This is a genomic window from Variovorax sp. EBFNA2 (genome assembly GCF_033802765.1).
Lineage (GTDB): Bacteria > Pseudomonadota > Gammaproteobacteria > Burkholderiales > Burkholderiaceae_C > Variovorax > Variovorax paradoxus_H.
In genome coordinates this window covers 1,770,261-1,785,409 of sequence record NZ_CP138496.1, presented here as the reverse complement: position 1 = coordinate 1,785,409, position 15,149 = coordinate 1,770,261, and the positions used below count along the sequence as shown (strand labels likewise).

General features: G+C 68.0%; 12 protein-coding genes. 7 read left to right on the top strand and 5 right to left on the bottom strand.

The features are described 5' to 3' along the window. Positions 1-2 precede the first annotated feature (2 nt). From puuE to RZE79_RS08165, 4 genes are all read left to right on the top strand, one after another. Positions 3-965: an allantoinase PuuE gene (gene puuE / locus RZE79_RS08180; protein ID WP_319359813.1), complete on the top strand. Its 963-nt coding sequence runs from the start codon at positions 3-5 to the stop codon at positions 963-965. Continuing rightward, positions 962-2,749: a 2-oxo-4-hydroxy-4-carboxy-5-ureidoimidazoline decarboxylase gene (uraD, locus tag RZE79_RS08175; RefSeq protein ID WP_319359811.1), complete on the top strand. Its 1,788-nt coding sequence runs from the start codon at positions 962-964 to the stop codon at positions 2,747-2,749. Before puuE ends, uraD begins: the two co-directional genes overlap by 4 nt. 23 nt (positions 2,750-2,772) lie before the next feature. Further along, positions 2,773-3,999: an ArgE/DapE family deacylase gene (locus tag RZE79_RS08170; protein WP_319359809.1), complete on the top strand. Its 1,227-nt coding sequence runs from the start codon at positions 2,773-2,775 to the stop codon at positions 3,997-3,999. A gap of 185 nt (positions 4,000-4,184) precedes the next feature. Further along, complete coding sequence (locus RZE79_RS08165) at positions 4,185-5,885, top strand: S-layer protein (RefSeq protein WP_319359807.1); 1,701 nt, start codon at positions 4,185-4,187, stop codon at positions 5,883-5,885. Between the two features lie 26 nt (positions 5,886-5,911). Here RZE79_RS08165 and RZE79_RS08160 read toward each other — a convergent pair whose 3' ends face one another. The 5 genes from RZE79_RS08160 to RZE79_RS08140 form a co-directional block, all read right to left on the bottom strand. Next, complete coding sequence (locus tag RZE79_RS08160; RefSeq protein WP_319359805.1) at positions 5,912-7,420, bottom strand: PepSY-associated TM helix domain-containing protein; 1,509 nt, start codon at positions 7,418-7,420, stop codon at positions 5,912-5,914. Continuing rightward, positions 7,417-7,710 (bottom strand): DUF3649 domain-containing protein, encoded by a 294-nt coding sequence (locus RZE79_RS08155; protein WP_319359803.1) that lies wholly within the window; start codon positions 7,708-7,710, stop codon positions 7,417-7,419. The genes RZE79_RS08160 and RZE79_RS08155 overlap by 4 nt, the downstream gene beginning before the upstream one ends. 5 nt (positions 7,711-7,715) lie before the next feature. After that, positions 7,716-10,190, bottom strand: a complete 2,475-nt coding sequence (locus tag RZE79_RS08150) for a TonB-dependent siderophore receptor (protein ID WP_319359799.1) — start codon at positions 10,188-10,190, stop codon at positions 7,716-7,718. 154 nt (positions 10,191-10,344) lie between these two features. Beyond that, on the bottom strand, positions 10,345-11,322 hold the full coding sequence (locus RZE79_RS08145; RefSeq protein WP_319359797.1) for a FecR domain-containing protein: 978 nt from the start codon (positions 11,320-11,322) through the stop codon (positions 10,345-10,347). Between the two features lie 21 nt (positions 11,323-11,343). Continuing rightward, the gene (locus tag RZE79_RS08140) at positions 11,344-11,847 is read right to left on the bottom strand and encodes a sigma-70 family RNA polymerase sigma factor (protein WP_319359795.1); all 504 of its coding nucleotides are present in this window, start codon (positions 11,845-11,847) and stop codon (positions 11,344-11,346) included. Positions 11,848-12,099: 252 nt separating this feature from the next. On the opposite strand from RZE79_RS08140, the gene RZE79_RS08135 reads away from it, so the two are divergent. The 3 genes from RZE79_RS08135 to RZE79_RS08125 are packed head-to-tail and all read left to right on the top strand — an operon-like array spanning position 12,100 to position 15,131. After that, entirely contained in the window at positions 12,100-13,593 is a 1,494-nt protein-coding gene (locus RZE79_RS08135; RefSeq protein ID WP_153285513.1) for an NCS1 family nucleobase:cation symporter-1, read from the top strand. A 27-nt stretch (positions 13,594-13,620) separates the two neighbouring features. Next, on the top strand, positions 13,621-14,358 hold the full coding sequence (locus tag RZE79_RS08130; protein WP_319359792.1) for an aspartate/glutamate racemase family protein: 738 nt from the start codon (positions 13,621-13,623) through the stop codon (positions 14,356-14,358). Between the two features lie 14 nt (positions 14,359-14,372). Further along, positions 14,373-15,131, top strand: a complete 759-nt coding sequence (locus RZE79_RS08125; RefSeq protein ID WP_319359789.1) for a GntR family transcriptional regulator — start codon at positions 14,373-14,375, stop codon at positions 15,129-15,131. The last annotated feature ends 18 nt before the right edge of the window (positions 15,132-15,149 follow it).

The following is a 15,149-nucleotide window of genomic DNA, read 5'->3' as shown; positions in this document are numbered from 1 at the left end:
CCATGACTGTCTACGACACCACCCTGCCCTACCCACGTGACCTCGTCGGCTACGGCCGCAACCCGCCCCACGCCCGCTGGCCCGGTGGCGCGCGCGTGGCGGTGCAGTTCGTCCTCAACTACGAAGAAGGCGGCGAGAACGCCACGCTGCACGGCGACGCGGGCTCGGAGCAGTTTCTTTCCGAGATGTTCAACCCGGCGAGCTTCCCCGACCGGCACATCAGCATGGAAGGCATCTACGAGTACGGCTCGCGGGCCGGCGTGTGGCGCATCCTGCGCGAGTTCGAAAAGCGCGGCCTGCCGCTCACCGTGTTCGGCGTGGGCATGGCGCTGGAGCGCTACCCCGAACTCACGGCAGCCTTCAAGGAACTCGGCCACGAGATCGCCTGCCACGGCTGGCGCTGGATTCACTACCAGAACCTCGACGAAGCCACCGAGCGCGAGCACATGCGCCTGGGCATGGAGGCGATCGAAAAGCTCACCGGCGAGCGCGCGCTCGGCTGGTACACCGGCCGCGACAGCCCGCGCACGCGCCGCCTCGTGGCCGACTACGGCGGCTTCGAGTACGACAGCGACTACTACGGCGACGACCTGCCCTTCTGGATGAAAGTGCAGAAGACCGACGGCACGGTCGTGCCGCAGCTCATCGTGCCCTACACGCTCGACGTGAACGACATGCGCTTTGCACTGCCGCAGGGCTACTCGCACGCCGACCCGTTCTTCCAGTACATGAAGGACACCTTCGACGCGCTGTACGCCGAAGGCGATCCGAACGGCGACGACAGCCCCAAGATGATGAGCATCGGCATGCACTGCCGCCTGCTCGGCCGCCCCGGCCGCATCACGGCGCTGCAGCGTTTCCTCGATCACATCGCCACGCACGACAAGGTCTGGGTCTGCCGCCGCGTCGACATCGCACGCCACTGGAAACAGGCGCACCCCTTCGAAGCCGGAGCCGCATCATGAGCACCCCCCTCCTCACCCTTGCCCAACTCAACGCCGCGGGGCCGGCCTCTGCCGTCGCCATGCTCGACGGCGTGTACGAACACTCGCCCTGGATTGCGCAGCGCGCGCTGGTGCAACGCCCCTTCCGTTCGCTCGCGCACCTCAAGCACGCGCTGGTGCAGGCGCTGGCCGCGTCGTCGGCCGACGAGCAGATCGGCCTGATCCGCGCCCACCCCGAGCTTGCCGGCAAGGCCATGGTCAGCAAGACGCTCACCGCCGAGTCGACCAACGAGCAGAACAAGGCCGGCCTGACCGACTGCACGCCCGAAGAGTTCGCGCAGATCCAGAAGCTCAACGCCGACTACAACGCCAAGTTCGGCTTCCCGTTCATCCTGGCCGTGCGCGGCCCGCGCGGCACCGGTCTGGCCAAGCGCGAGATCATCGAGACCTTTGCGCGCCGGCTGCACAACCACCCGAGCTTCGAACTCGGCGAGGCGCTGCGCAACATCCACCGCATCGCCGAGATCCGCCTGAACGACAAGTTCGGCGCCGACGTCACGCTCGGCAATGACGTGTGGGACTGGCAGGAACAGCTGTCGGTGCACACCGACCCCGGCTATGCCGAGAAGGGCCAGCTCACCGTGACGTACCTGACCGACGCGCACCGCGCCTGCGCCGCGAACATCTCGGGCTGGATGCGCGACTGCGGCTTCGACTCCGTGCACATCGATGCGGTCGGCAACGTGGTCGGCCGTTATGAAGGCGCCAAGCCCGATGCCAAGACCCTGCTCACCGGCTCGCACTACGACACCGTGCGCAACGGCGGCAAGTACGACGGCCGCCTGGGCATCTTCGTGCCCATGGCCTGCGTGCGCGAACTCAAGCGCCAGAACCGCCGCTTGCCCTTCGCCTTCGAAGTCGTCGGCTTCGCCGAAGAAGAAGGCCAGCGCTACAAGGCCACCTTCCTCGGCTCGGGTGCGCTCATCGGCCACTTCGACACGCGCTGGCTCGACCAGAAGGATGCCGACGGCATCACCATGCGCGAGGCCATGCAGCACGCCGGCCTGCAGGAAGAAGACATTCCGAAGATCCAGCGCGACCCGGCGCGCTACCTCGGCTTTGTCGAGGTGCACATCGAGCAGGGCCCCGTGCTCACCGAACTCGACCTGCCGCTGGGCATCGTCACCTCCATCAACGGCAGCGTGCGCTACGTGGGCGAAGTCATCGGCATGGCCAGCCACGCCGGCACCACGCCCATGGACCGCCGCCGCGACGCCGCCGCGGCCGTGGCCGAACTCATCCTCTACACCGAGCAGCGCGCCGCGAAAGACGGCGACTCGGTCGGCACCGTCGGCATGCTCGAAGTGCCGAGCGGCTCGATCAACGTCGTGCCCGGCCGCTGCAAGTTCAGCCTCGACCTGCGCGCGCCCAACAACGCACAGCGCGACGCGCTGGCGAACGACGTGGTCGCCGCGCTGAAGGACATCTGCGAACGCCGCAGCGTGCGCTACGAGCTCGAGGAAACCATGCGCGCCGCCGCCGCGCCGAGCGCACCGGCGTGGCAGCAGCGTTGGGAACAAGCCGTCGATGCACTGGGCATTCCGCTCTTCCGCATGCCCAGCGGCGCCGGCCACGACGCCATGAAGCTGCACGAGGTGATGCCGCAGGCCATGCTCTTCGTGCGCGGCATCAACTCGGGCATCAGCCACAACCCGCTCGAGTCGAGCACCAACGACGACATCCAGCTCGCCGTGCAAGCGTTCCAGCTGCTGCTGGACAACCTCGCCGCCGAACAAGCCCACTGACCGATTACAGAAGAACAGCCACCATGACCGACTACGCCAAACTCGACGCCTGGATCGACGCCCACTTCGACGAAGAAGTGCAGTTCCTGCAGCAACTGGTGCAGGTGCCCACCGACACGCCGCCCGGCAACAACGCGCCGCACGCCGAGCGCACCGCCGAGCTGCTGAAAGACTTCGGCCTCGACGCCGAGAAGCACGCCGTGCCCGCGCAAGAGGTGAAGGACTACGGCCTCGAGTCGATCACCAACCTGATCGTGCGCCGCCAATACGGCAACGGTGGCCGTACCGTCGCGCTCAACGCCCACGGCGACGTGGTGCCGCCCGGCGAAGGCTGGACGCACGACCCGTACGGCGGCGAGATCGTCGATGGCAGCCTGTACGGCCGCGCCGCCGCCGTCAGCAAGAGCGACTTCGCCAGCTTCACCTTCGCGCTGCGCGCGCTCGAAGCCGTGGCCAAGCCCACCAAGGGCAGCATCGAACTGCACTTCACCTACGACGAAGAGTTCGGCGGCATCCTCGGCCCGGGCTGGCTGCTCGAGAAGGGCCTGACCAAGCCCGACCTCATGATCGCGGCCGGCTTCAGCTACGAAGTGGTCACCGCCCACAACGGCTGCCTGCAGATGGAAGTGACCGTGCACGGCAAGATGGCGCACGCCGCCGTGCCCACCACCGGCATCGACGCACTGCAGGGCGCCACGAAGATTTTGAACGCGCTGTACGCGCAGAACACCCTCTACCAGCAGGTCACGTCGAAGGTCGAGGGCATCACGCACCCCTACCTGAACGTGGGCCGCATCGAGGGCGGCACCAACACCAACGTCGTGCCCGGCAAGGTCGTGTTCAAGCTCGACCGCCGCATGATCCCCGAAGAGAACCCGGTCGAAGTCGAAGCCAACATCCGCAAGGTCATCGCCGATGCCGCCGCCGAAAACGCGGGCATCACGGTCGACATCAAGCGCATGCTGCTCGCCAACTCGATGAAGCCGCTGGCGGGCAACCAGCCGCTGGTCGATGCGATCCAGAAGCACGGCGGCGAGCTGTTCGGCGAGCCGATCAAGGCCATGGGCACGCCGCTGTACACCGACGTGCGCCTGTACGTCGAAGCCGGCATTCCAGGCGTGATCTACGGCGCCGGCCCGCGCACCGTGCTCGAGTCGCACGCCAAGCGCAGCGACGAACGCGTGGTGCTCGAAGACCTGCGCCGCGCGACCAAGGTCGTGGCGCGCACGCTGAGCGACCTGCTCGCCTGAGCACTCTGAAACGCGATTGAAAGTACACGCCTTCGGGTGTGAACTTTCATCGCAGTTTCATCGAACCGTCACGACAGGATTTCAGACTCCGGGCTTCTCCGGCGGACGCGCTGTCATGCGCTCCGCCTCATTGAAATCCCGAAGCGGCGGCCAGCCATGCGCTGGCCGTTGCTGTTTGTGTCGCCATGAAAATCCTGCCTCCCGCGCCCCGCTTTCGCTCGTCCCTTTTCTCTACCCTCGCGCTCGGCGCGGCCCTGCTGACCGCGTGCGGCGGCGGCTCCGGCGGCGGTGCACCGTTCGCCGGCCTGCCCATCGCACCGCCGGCCCCTGCACCGGCGCCCTCGCCCGCCACACCGCCGCCGCCACCGGCCGCGCCCGCCGGCCGCTGGACCGTCGGCGACCTGCATGTCCACACCATCCAGTCGGAGGACACGCAGCAGATTTCCACGCTCGACCAGGTGCTCGCCAAGGCCTTCGACACCTTCGGCCTCGACTGGGTCGCGCTCTCGGACCACTTGCGCATGTCTTCCTATGACAACGACGGCCGCAAGCTCGACCCGGCGATCCCGTTCTCGCGAGGCATGGCCCTGTATCAGGTGCCGCGCATCAAGGCACTGCAGGCCGGCGGCAAGTACGCCGACAAGACGATCTTCGCGTCCTTCGAGTGGGACATGGCCACGCACGACCACGGCAACGTCGGCATCCTGACCGACAGCCCCATGTCCGACGCGGCGCTCAAGGCCGTGAGCCAGTTCGAGTACCTGTTCACCAACCGCGACCCCGCGCTGTTCCCGCCCGCCGACGTCGCGGCCTGGAACGCCAAGGACGCACGCGCCTCCACGACGCACGAAGACGTGCTCAAGGCCATCGCGTGGCTGAAGAAGAACTACCCCGACTCCAGCTACCTGCAGATCAACCACCCCTCACGCAGCCCCGGCAAATACACGGCCACCCAGTTGCGCGAGATGAACGACGCCGCGCCCGACATCGTGTTCTCGCTCGAAGGCATGGTCGGCAACCAGATGGAGCCCGACCGCGGCGGCTACGAGAGCGCTTACACGCCGGCCAACCTGCCCTCGCGCACCTACGGCGGCGTCGACTACCTCGTCGCCAAACTCGGCGGCACCTGGGACGCGCTGCTGTCCGAAGGCCGCCACATCTGGAACACGGCCGATTCCGACTACCACTTCACGACCTCGAAGGGCCTGTACAGCAGCGGCTACGCGCCCGGCGAGTACGCGAAGAACCACCTGTGGGGCGACATCAAGGACCCGAAGTCGCTGCTCACGGCGATGCGTTCGGGCAAGCTCTTCGCGGTCAACGGCAGCCTCATCAACGCGCTCGACTTCAAGGTCCAAAGCGCCAAGGGCGCTGGCGAGATGGGCACCGAAGTGAGTGCCACGCCGGGCGAAGACCTGAAGATCACGATCCGCTTCAAGAGCCCCGAGCGCAACAACTTCGAGTACCAGCTCGGCAGCGGCGTGTATGCCAACGTGAAGCCCGTGGTCGACCACATCGACCTCATCGCCGGCGACGTCACCGGCCGCGAACTCCCCGGCACGCCCGGCTACGCGCGCGACACCAACCCGACGACCCGCGTGGTCAAGCGCTTCACCCGTGCCGACTGGACGCTCGACACCGAAGGCTACTTCGCAGTGACCTACACGGTGAAGGCCGGCAACAACCAGTACTTCCGCCTGCGAGGCACCAACCTCGGCACCGACGTGCCGAATGAAACGGCCGGCGGCGAGCCGCTGTTCGATGCGCGCACGCCCACGCCGGCCGGCGACGACCCGGTCACGCGCTTCAACGCGATCAATGCGCGCAACTACAGCGACCTGTGGTTCTATTCGAATCCGGTGTTTGTGAAGGTGGCGGGGCTGTAAGCAGACACGCACCAGCGCAGCCGGGACTACGCGGCTCGCTGCTTCGAACGCCCGATGCGCATCGCGATGCCCGCCAGCACCAGCGACACGCCCCACAGCGCGATGTCGAACCCGGTGAATCCCCCACGCTCGCGAAGCCCCATCACCACGCCCACCCACGGCAACACCGCCAGCAAGGCAGCGCCCGCCGCGAACAGCTCGACCCACGCCCGGTGAACGGGCCTGGCGATCGCGAAGATCAACACCAGCGCCCAGGCGATGAAGAACAGGTGAATCTCCCATTCGCGCCGGTCCACGAGGGCCAGCGGCAGCAGCCGGTTGCCCCAGAGGAACGCCGCCATCGCCACGGGCAGCCCCGCGATGGTGGCGACGTTGAGCCGCTCCACGAGCCGGAAACCGAACGCAGGCTTTTCAGTGCCCGCCTGCTTCGCGCGCCGCTTGGCGGTCCACAGCACCAGCCCGGTGGCCACCATCGCCGTTCCCGCCAGGCTTGAAAGAAAGAACAGCCAGCGCGTCGCGGCATCGGCAAAGCGCGCCACATGCAGGCCGTACAGCACACCGCGGGTTTCGGCCGCGGGTCCGGCCTGGTCCCTGACCTGCCGCAACGTGCCGCTAGCGCCGTCGAACACCAGGTAGCGCGGGCTGACGGACACACGTCCCGCGTCGCCGCGCACGACACGCACCCGCGACGCGGCATCGCCCGGGTGGTCGACGATCACCCGCGCCACGCTGTCCGTGCCCCAGCGCTGCTGCGCCTCGCGCACCATCGCGCCCACGTCGGCGAGCGCGCCTGCCGTGCCGCTCGGTGCGCCGGCCGGCAGGAGCGCCGTCATTTCGGCGCGCAGCGCGGGGCGTATCTGCGCAGCTGAAGGCGCGCTGTCGGCGCCCCAGGGCATGTACAGCGTCATGAGCGTCACCAGGCCGGTGTAGGTGATCATCAAATGAAACGGCAGTGCAGTCACCGACAGCGCGTTGTGCGCATCCAGCCACGAGCGCTGGCCTTTGCCCCGGCGGAAGGTGAAGAAGTTGGCGAAGATCTTCTTGTGCGTGATCACGCCGCTGACCAGCGCGACCAGCATGAACATGGTGGCCAGGCCCACCAGCCAGCGGGCCGCCACACGCGGCAGGTAGTGCAGCGAAAAATGAAAGTAATAGAAGAACTCGCCGCCGTCGGTCGCGCGCGCGGCCAATGACCGGCCCGTCAGCGGATCGAGCACGGCACGGCCGTCGATCTCGCCGATGCGCCACGACGCGGCCACGACGTTCGTGCGCGTGCCCGCCAGATCGATCACCCATCGGGTGGCGCCGGGCGCGAGCGCCTGCAAGGTAGCGACGGCCCGCGCAGCGCTGTCCGCGACCACCGGCGGTTGCGTGAGCGCCGGCAGTTCGGGGCGCATCCATTGGGAAATTTCTTCGCGGAAATAGCTCGCCGCGCCGGTCAGGAACATCGCGTAAAGCAGCCAGCCGAACAGCAGGCCGGTCCAGGTGTGCAGACCGGCCATGGCCTGGCGCAGGCGGGGTGCGGCAGCGCTCATGCCGAAGCCTCCACCCAGACCTTGCATGCCATGGCCAGCAGCGGCAGCGCGACCGCGGCCAGCCCCAGCCACGCCCGCAGTGCGCTGCATGCAGCAAACACCCAGATCACCGCGCCCGCGTACACGAGGAAGCTGGCCTGCATGCCGGCGAGCACGGCCTCGACAGTGCGCATGGGCAGCGCGAGCGCCGCCACGCTGGTCAGTGCCGCGAGCGCATAGCCGCCGAACAGCGCGGCCACGATGCGCGACAGCAAGGCGGCCCGGCTGCGGTGCGCGGGGGCGCGCAACACCGGCATCAGAAGCGGTAGAGCGCGCTCAGGTTGGCGGTGCGCTCCGCGCTGCGGTAGCAGATGCTGCCGTTGCAATCCAGCAGCGACTGCTTGTTCAGCAGGTTGTTGAGATTGAGCGAGACGCGCCAGGGCCCGCGGTCGAAGCCGAGCGCCAGGTCGACCATCGCGATGCTCGGGTTCGTGATGTTGGCGTTGCCGGTGTCCCAGGCCGAACGCGCCTTGCCGAGGTAGCGCACGCCGAGGGCGGCAAACGCGCGGGTCGAGTCACCCACCGGGAACGAATACTTGCCCCACACCGAGGCGCTGTGCTTCGGCGCGCTCATCTGCGGCAGGCCCAGATCGCCGTCGTTGCTGCGTGTGATGCGGGTGTCCAGGTAGGTGTACTGGGCGATGAGGCTGATGTTGTTCGTCACGTCGGCCCGGGCTTCGAGCTCGAGCCCGCGCGACCTGACCTGGCCGGTCTGGATGACTTCTCCGGGCGCTTGCGGCGCGGCCGTGGTCACGTTGCTGCGCACGATGTCGAACACCGATGCCGTGTAGCTGGCGTTCTTTGCGGTCGGCTGGTAGCGCACGCCGGCTTCGATCTGCCGGCCCTTCGACGGCTTCAGCAGGTTGCCGTTCAGGTCCTTGCCGATCTCCGGCGAGAAGGACGTGGCGTAGTTCGCATAGGGCGCCCAGCCGGAATCGAACAGGTACACGACGCCGACGCGGCCGGTGGTGGCACTGGCCGAGGTGTCGTAGATCTCACTGCTGTCGCCGGTCTTGCCGAAGGTGCGGGTGCCCGTGGCGTCCGCCTTGTCATGCCGCAGGCCGGCCGTGAGCACCCAGCGGTCCCATTTGATCTGGTCCTGCAGGTAGAGGCCGACCTGCTTCGTCGGCACCCGGTCGACATACGGGTCGGCGGCCGGCGCGAGCGGCCGGTGCATGTACACGGGCGCGAACAGGTTCATCGGCGACAGCAAGGGGCGGTCGTACGGAAACTCGTCGGTGGTGCGCGACTTGGCGTAGTCGACGCCTGCCAGCATGGTGTGCTTCAGCGGGCCGCTGTCGAAGCGCGCCTGCACGCGCGTGTCGAGCAGCAGGCCCTTCCAGTGCGTTTCACGCGGCGAGAAGCTGCGGCCGAGCGTGTAGCCGTCGGCGCGCAGGCCGCGCGGGAACACGTTGGTCTCGGAACGGTCGAGCTCGCTGTAGCGCATGCTCTGCTGCACCGACCAGGTGTCGTTGAAGCTGTGCTCGAACTCGTAGCCGAGCATCTTGTTGTCGCGCCGCCAGCGGTTGTCGTCACCGCCGACGTTCACGCGCGGGCTCGGCTGGCCGAACACGCCGGGCTGCTCCAGCTGGTTCTGCCAGGCGTAGGCCTGGTTGTCCTTCTGGTAGCGCCCGAGCAGCGTGAGCTTGGTGCTGGCGTTGGGCTGCCATGTGAGGGCGGGCGCAATGAAGAGGCGGTTGTCGCGGTCGTGGTCCAGGCGGGTGTTCGACTCGCGTCCCAGCATGGTGAGGCGGTAGGTCCAGTCGCTGCCGCTGCCGAGCGCGCCGGAGAGGTCGGCCTTCAGTTGCTTGCGGTTGTAGCTGCCGTACTCGATGCCGATCTCGCGCAGGGTGTCGGCGGTCGGGCGCTTGCTCACGGCATTGACCATGCCGCCCGGTGGCATCTTGCCGTAGAGCACCGACGCCGGGCCGCGCAGCACTTCGAGCCGCTCGAGGCCGTAGGGCTCGATGGGCGCCGCATAAGAGCGGCCCGACGTGAGCAGGCCGTCCATGAAGACGCCGGCGGTGCCGAGTTCGAAGCCGCGCAGCAGCGAGAACTCGTCGACCGCCCAGGGCTTCAGGTTCGGCGTGACGCCGGCGGTGTAGCGCAGCGCCTCGTCGAGCGACTCGGCCTTGCGGTCGCCGATTTCGTCGGCCGTGATCACGGAGACCGACTGCGGGTTCTCGATCAACGCGGTGTCGGTCTTGGTGGCCGTGACGCTGCGCCGGGCGACGTAGCCATTGACCCGGCTGGTGGGCGTTTCGCGCTCGGTCGCGGCGGTCACCGTCACGGGCGACAGCGTGGCGGCGGTGTCACCCGCGCCGCTGCGCACGGGAGCGCTCGCCTTGCGCAGCACCGAGCCGCCACTGCCGCCGCCGACGACTTCGTAGCCGCTGCCGCGCAGCACCTGCTCGAAGCCTTCCTGCGCGGTATAGCGCCCGCGCAGCCCCGGGCTGCGCAGCCCGGCGAGCGTGCCGGGCTCGAAGATCAGCGGGACGCCGGCGGCGGCCGCGTACTGCGCCAGCACATCGGCGAGCGGGCCAGCGGCAATCGCGAACTGGCGCGCGCCGGTGCCTGCGGGCTCGGCCGCGAACACGGGCGTTGCCGCCAGCGCGCCGATGCCGACGGCGCCGCCCAATGCCACGCGAACGGCCGCGTGAAGTGCGGTGGTGGTGAGGGCGACCGTGAAAGTCCCGAGGTGCCGGTGCCGGCGCGCGTGCTGCGATCCCATGTGTCTGCGTCCTTTGGTGTCTGTGATGGCGGGAGAGCGCATCGGCATCGATGCGTCGTTCCCTCTCACACCGGACGAGACGAAAAAAGTGATCACCCGCGCGCGAAATTTTTTCGACCGGCGAGGCGGTCGTGCAGAAAGGCCGCGAACGCCACTAGCGCGGCGCCACGGTGACCCAGTACCGGGTCGTCTGCTCGATGCGCAACGGCAGCGCGCGCGCCAGCAGCGCGAGCCCGGCGTCGGTGTCGGCCAGCGACACGGCGCCCGACACCCGCAGGTCGGCGACCGCCGGATGGCAGCGCAGCACGCCGCTGCGGTAGCGGCCCATTTCGGCGACCACGTCTTCGAGCCGCATGTTCCGCGCGAGCAGCATGCCTTGCTCCCACAGCGTGGCGCTGCTCTCCACGGCCGCCTCGGTGCCGACGCGACCAGTTTCGAAATCGGCCTGCGTGCCGGCCCGCAGCACGCGTGACGCGCCGTCCATCGGGCGGATGTCGACGGCCTGCTCGATCACCGCGACGCGGGTGGTGTGGTCGTCGAGGCGGCGCACGCTGAAGCGCGTGCCCAGGGCCCGCACCGTGCCCTGCGGCGTCTGCACCACGAACGGCCGGCACGTGGGCGACGGGTCGGCATGCGTGGTGACGAGGATCTCGCCCGCCTGCAAGTGGATGCGCCGTTCCGCGGCGGTGAACACGATGTCGACCGCGCTGGCGGTGTTGAGCACCAGCTGCGAACCGTCCGCCAGCACCATCGACCGGCGCTCGCCGGTGGCCGTGGCGACGTCGGCACTCCACTCGCGCCAGGGCATGTGGCGCCACGCGAGCCAGCCGGCCGGCGCGGCCAGCAGCAGCGCGCCCAACATGCCCATGCCGCGCCGGCGGCTGGGTCTTTGCAGGGCCTGGAAGGTGTCCTTGCCGATGTCGGGCGGCACTTGCGCGAACACGCCCAGCATCGCCTCGGCCCGCGCCCAGGCCTGGCCGTGCGCGGGGCTCTGCTGGCGCCAGCGCTCGAAGCTGGCCTGCGCACGCGCGGCATCGTCGCCGTAGCGCAGGGTCAGGAGCCAATCGGCGGCTTCACTCAGCAGCGCCGGGTCGGGCGCCCCATTGGCCTGCAGCGGCGGCGGGCGGTTCATTGCGTTCGGGCCGTGCGCCGCTCAGGCCACGGACATGCAGGCGACCAGCGCCTTGTGGATGTGGCGGCGCACCGTGATCACCGGCATGGCCATGCGCTCGGCGATCTGCGCGAGCGTGAGTTCGTCGAACTGCGCGAGCAGGAAGACCTGCCGCGTGCGCGCCGGAAGGCTGGCCAGCATCGCCTCGATGCGCAGCAGCGATTCGATGATGAGCATGCGGGCTTCGGGCGAAGGCGCCTGCGGCTCGGGCAGGTGCGCAATCGCCTCCAGGTAGGCGCGCTCCACCTCGCGCCGGCGCCAATGGTCCGCCACCAGCCCCTTGGCGACGTGCGTGAGGAACGCACGCGGCTCGTCGCCCAGCGGCGCAGTGCGCGAGGACACCATGAGCCGCACGAAGGTGTCGTGCGCCAGATCGGCCGCATCGCAGGCGTCGCCCAGGCGGCGGCGCAGCCACGCCAGCAACCAGCCGTGGTGATCGCTGTAGAGCGCTTCGATGGGGGTGACGGAAGGTCCGGCCGCGGGCATGGAGGGCAGTTCTGGAGAGCGGGCTTGGAACGACTGAAATGCGAACCGTTCGCAATTGTAATGGTTTAGTTCCTCCGTGGGGGTCGCGCGAGCCGCGCCGCCGCGCCACGTGCATCAGGGAATCTACGGATATATGATTCCCCGCATGGTCTTGATTGGGTTCAATTTTTGTATACAAATAACGCACCCATAAAGACGGCGCGAAATTTGCGTCAAAAAGTCCCTCATCCCAACCATGACCGAGGAAAGACCATGAGCACAGTCGCCAGCCATGCCCCCGCCGGGGCGAGCGAAGCCGGCATCGCGCCGCACGCGGAATCGAACGCCCTCATCAAGCCGGGCTACGACCCACGCCTGACCAACGAGGACCTCGCACCGCTCAAGAAGCAGACCTGGGGCCAATACAACATCTTTGCGTTCTGGATGTCCGACGTGCACAGCGTGGGCGGCTACATCACGGCCGGCAGCCTGTTCGCGCTGGGCCTGTCGAGCTGGCAGGTGCTGGTGTCGCTGCTGGTGGGCATCGTGATCGTGCAGTTCTTCTGCAACCTGGTGGCCAAGCCCAGCCAGGTGACGGGCGTGCCCTACCCCGTGGTGTGCCGCGCCTCGTTCGGCGTGCTGGGCGCCAACATCCCGGCCATCATCCGCGGGCTGATCGCGGTGGCCTGGTACGGCGTGCAGACCTACCTCGCCTCGGCGGCCTTCATGGTGCTGGCGCTGCACATGGCACCGAGCCTGGCGCCGTATGCCGATGTCGCGCAGCACGGCTTCGTCGGCCTCTCGGCCCTGGGCTGGGTGGCGTTCATGGTCATGTGGGTGCTGCAGGCCTTCGTGTTCTGGCACGGCATGGAAGCCATTCGCAAGTTCATCGACTGGGCCGGTCCGGCGGTGTACGTGGTGATGGCGGTGCTGTGCGGCTGGCTGGTGTGGAAGGCCGGCTGGCAGAACATCGACCTGAACCTGGGCGGCATCAAGTTCCAGGGCTGGGACGCACTGCCCGTGATGCTCTCGGCCATTGCGCTGGTGGTGAGCTATTTCAGCGGCCCGATGCTCAACTTCGGCGACTTCTCGCGCTACGGCAAGAGCTTCGACGCAGTGAAGAAGGGCAACTTCTGGGGCCTGCCGATCAACTTCGTGTTCTTCTCGCTGCTGACCGTGATCACCACGGCCGCCACGCTGCCCGTTTTCGGTGAACTGATCACCGACCCGGTGCACACCGTGGGCAAGATCGACAGCACCACGGCCGTCGTGCTGGGCGCGCTGACCTTCATGATCGCGACCATCGGCATCAACATCGTGGCCAACTTCGTGTCGCCGGCCTTCGACTTCTCGAACGTGGCGCCGCAGCACATCAGCTGGCGCACGGGCGGCATGATCGCCGCGGTGGGTTCGGTGTTTCTCACGCCCTGGAACCTTTACAACAGCCCCGAGGTCATTCACTACACGCTCGACGTGCTGGGCTCGTTCATCGGGCCGCTGTTCGGCATTCTGATTGCCGACTACTACATCGTGCGCAAGCAGCAGATCGACGTCGACTCGCTCTACACCATGAGCAAGCAGGGCAAGTACTGGTACAGCGGCGGCTACAACCCGAAGGCGATCCAGGCGCTGGTGCCCTCGGCCCTCGTGCCCATCCTGTGCGTGATGGTGCCGACGCTGCGCGGCGCCGCCAACTACGCGTGGTTCATCGGCATGGCGCTGGGCTTCGTGCTCTACGTGCTCTTGAACCGCAACCACAAGACTTGAAACACTGACTGAAGAAGGGAGCGCGCCGTGCGCATCAAGATCATCAACCCCAACACCACCTGGCGCATGACCGAGAAGATCGGTGCCTGCGCCCGCGCGGTGGCGCACGCCGGCACCGAGATCGTGGCCGTGAGCCCGGCCATGGGGCCGGTCTCCATCGAGAGCCATTACGACGAGGCGCTGGCCGTGCCGGGGTTGCTGCAGGAGATCGCGGCGGGCGAGCGCGACGGCATCGACGGCTACGTGATCGCCTGCTTCGGCGACCCGGGCCTGAAGGCCGCCCGCGAACTCGCACGCGGCCCCGTGGTCGGCATCGCCGAAGCGGCGATGCACTTGGCCAGCATGATCGGCAGCCGCTTCAGCGTGGTGACCACGCTGGGCCGCACCATGGGCCAGGCCTGGCACCTGGCCGAGATCTACGGCATGGAGCGCTTCTGCGCCAACGTGCGGGCCTGCGAACTGCCGGTGCTCGAACTGGAAGAGCCCGGCTCCAACGCGCGCGAGCGCATCGTCGATGAATGCCGGCGCGCGCTCGAAGAAGACGGCTCTGATTGCATCGTGCTCGGCTGCGCCGGCATGGCCGACCTGTGCGAACACATCGAGCACGTGCTCGGCGTGCCGGTGATCGACGGCGTGGCCGCGGGCACCAAGCTCATCGAATCGCTGGTGGCGCTGAAGCTGCGCACCAGCAAGCGCGGCGAGCTCGCAAAGCCTTTGCCCAAGCCGATCATTGGCGCGCTCGAAGGCTTCACGCTGACGCGCTGAGCCACAATCGACGGATGCCCCGCGCCAGTTCCAAACCATCCGCCTCCTCCGCCGCCCCCGTTGCCGCACCGGCCGAGAACGGCGCGGCGCCGGCCGACAAGAACAGTTCCATCGAAAGCATCGCCAACGACATCGCCACCGCGATCGTCGAGAAGCGCCTGCCGCCGGGCACCTGGCTGCGTGAAGAGGCGCTGGGCCGCGTCTACTCGGTGAGCCGCACCAAGGTGCGCGCCGCATTGCTGATGCTGTCGAAGGACAAGCTCATCGAGATGATTCCCGACAAGGGCGCCTTCGTCTGCCAGCCCACGGTCGACGAGGCGCGCGAGGTGTTCGCCGTGCGCCGCATCCTCGAGCGCGAGGTGGTGCGCCTGTTCATCTCCAATGCGCGGCCACGCGACTACCAGACGCTCGAGCAGCACATCAAGTTCGAACGCGCGGCGCTGCGCCAGAGCACGATGGGCACGGTGCGCGAGAAATTGCTGGGCGACTTTCACGTGGCGCTGGCCGAAGCTACGGGCAACCACACGCTGGCCGAGATGGTGCGCGAGCTGGTGGCGCGCAGCTCGCTGATCGCGATGCTCTATCACTCGTCGAACGACCCGCACTGCTCGTCCGACGAGCACTCCGACTTCCTGCGCCTGTGCCGCAAGGGCGACGTGGAAGCGGCCGTGACCTGCATGATCGAGCACCTCGAACGCATCGAGGCGAGCCTCGAACTGGGCACCGACAAGCCTGATCGTCAGCTCGACCTGGTGAAAGCGCTGCTGGCCTGAAACGGCCCCTGCCCCGCC

Excerpts from the sequence above, each read along its gene's own strand:
- RZE79_RS08165 (WP_319359807.1), top strand. The coding sequence starts at position 4,185 with ATGAAAATCCTGCCTCCCGCGCCCCGCTTTCGCTCGTCCCTTTTCTCT.
- uraD (WP_319359811.1), top strand. The coding sequence starts at position 962 with ATGAGCACCCCCCTCCTCACCCTTGCCCAACTCAACGCCGCGGGGCCG.
- RZE79_RS08150 (WP_319359799.1), bottom strand. The coding sequence starts at position 10,190 with ATGGGATCGCAGCACGCGCGCCGGCACCGGCACCTCGGGACTTTCACG.
- RZE79_RS08170 (WP_319359809.1), top strand. The coding sequence starts at position 2,773 with ATGACCGACTACGCCAAACTCGACGCCTGGATCGACGCCCACTTCGAC.
- RZE79_RS08145 (WP_319359797.1), bottom strand. The coding sequence starts at position 11,322 with ATGAACCGCCCGCCGCCGCTGCAGGCCAATGGGGCGCCCGACCCGGCG.
- puuE (WP_319359813.1), top strand. The coding sequence starts at position 3 with ATGACTGTCTACGACACCACCCTGCCCTACCCACGTGACCTCGTCGGC.
- RZE79_RS08125 (WP_319359789.1), top strand. The coding sequence starts at position 14,373 with ATGCCCCGCGCCAGTTCCAAACCATCCGCCTCCTCCGCCGCCCCCGTT.
- RZE79_RS08135 (WP_153285513.1), top strand. The coding sequence starts at position 12,100 with ATGAGCACAGTCGCCAGCCATGCCCCCGCCGGGGCGAGCGAAGCCGGC.
- RZE79_RS08140 (WP_319359795.1), bottom strand. The coding sequence starts at position 11,847 with ATGCCCGCGGCCGGACCTTCCGTCACCCCCATCGAAGCGCTCTACAGC.
- RZE79_RS08160 (WP_319359805.1), bottom strand. The coding sequence starts at position 7,420 with ATGAGCGCTGCCGCACCCCGCCTGCGCCAGGCCATGGCCGGTCTGCAC.